We start from the raw sequence: 1,421 nt of genomic DNA, 5'->3' as shown, positions 1-1,421 counted from the left end.
TTGAAGTCACTCGGTTGCTCGAAGTGGTTAAGGGATGCCTCATACCCCGTCACCTTGTCAAGTTCGCCGACCAGGATTGACAGCGGGCAGTTGATATTCGGGACGGATGACCGGATTAGTTCAAGTTGCTCTTGATCGGGGAAATCGTCTGGAGGCCACGGAGGAGCTAGAGCAACAACGGCGTCGGTACGGTACAGGTCCCTACCGGCAATCGTGGCGCCAGCGGCACCCATCGAGTGACCGGCAAAGATAAAACGACTAATATTGAAGTCGTTTGCGAGACAGTTTACCGCATCCCAAAATCCATCAGCCCACTGCCGCACATCCTTGCCCATCACATCCGGCGGCGTGAACAGTCCAACCACGCAATCGCGGGAAGCGAAAGACTCGCCCACCCAGTTATACAACTGCAACCAGGTGAAGTAGCCGCCGCTGAATATCAACGCGGTCTTGTATCTGGTCACTGTCCGGTCGTGGTAAATCGCTAACTTATATTTGCCGTAGTTGTTCGTAAATGTCTTATGTATAATCATGGGGTCTCCTTTCCATTTCACACCATTCGTCCATCGTCATCTTGTGGAACGTGCCGATGGTTTGCCGATCCTGCCAGAATAGTACCACTCCAGCATTCTCGATTGTTTTCAGCGCGTACTGCGCCCGCCAATAGCTGATGCCCAGGGCAACCGCGATGTCGTGGATGTCCACCGGCTCATGCTCCTGGACGTAGCGGATAACCTCACGGTGGAAGGGGGTCACTTGTTTGTAGGGCATGTGGTCTCCTTGAACATTGGCAGGTCGGTCATCTCACCTGCCCTTGCCAGGAATAGTCCTTGTGGCTGTACGGCGTCAACGTGTGGGTAGTATAGTCAATCTCGAACGCAAAGTAAGCCGGCGCCGGGCCTCGTTTCTGCTTCAGCAACGCAACCAGTAACAGATTCTTGGACACCTTGAACATCCTTCCAGCATAATCAAACGTGTCGCCCTCAGTCATGGTTTTGTGCGGGATACAAACTGAGAAGAACTTGCTGGCACTCTGTTCGATATTGCTGGTCTCCTGGGCGTGCTCAAGCATGGGCATTTTGGGATTGGCAAGTTCCCGCGTCTTGCGGCTGGCTTGCGTGCCCAGGAGTACCGGAACGTTATATGCAATCGCCATGTCCTTCGCCCTATCAACGGTGTCCATCATGGCAACCCGCCAGTCGCGCCGTTCGTTGCTTGGTCTGATTCGCTGAAGGTAATCCAGCACAATCAATCTGGCTTGCTTCCCGTGGTAGTTGTAGAGATGATCCAGCACCATCCAGACCTGGTCCAGCGTAAGCCTTGGGCGGCGTCTCAAATCCTGGTCGCTGTGCCCAATGTAATAAATCGGCGTCTCTGCTCTCAGTATGCTGGCATCAAGAATTTTCTTCCAATCGTCATCG

Annotated in this window: 3 protein-coding genes; all 3 read right to left on the bottom strand. The window is 53.5% G+C overall.

Features of this window, described 5'->3' with window-relative positions; all coding sequences use genetic code 11:
- The coding region (locus tag HWQ67_RS18470) for a hypothetical protein (RefSeq protein ID WP_218254163.1) at positions 1-533 on the bottom strand (533 nt) is incomplete at its 3' end.
- Positions 520-771, bottom strand: coding sequence for a MarR family transcriptional regulator (locus HWQ67_RS18465; RefSeq protein WP_218254162.1), 252 nt, complete (start codon positions 769-771; stop codon positions 520-522). The genes HWQ67_RS18465 and HWQ67_RS18470, both read right to left, overlap by 14 nt.
- Before the next feature lie 28 nt (positions 772-799).
- Entirely contained in the window at positions 800-1,336 is a 537-nt protein-coding gene (locus tag HWQ67_RS18460) for a DnaB helicase C-terminal domain-containing protein (protein WP_255317348.1), read from the bottom strand.
- Between the last annotated feature and the right edge of the window lie 85 nt (positions 1,337-1,421).

Source organism: Candidatus Magnetobacterium casense (genome assembly GCF_019173545.1).
GTDB classification, from domain to species: Bacteria; Nitrospirota; Thermodesulfovibrionia; order Thermodesulfovibrionales; family Magnetobacteriaceae; genus Magnetobacterium; species Magnetobacterium cryptolimnobacter.
The sequence above is the reverse complement of the archived record's forward strand: the minus strand, read 5'-3'. Positions and strand labels throughout refer to the sequence as shown.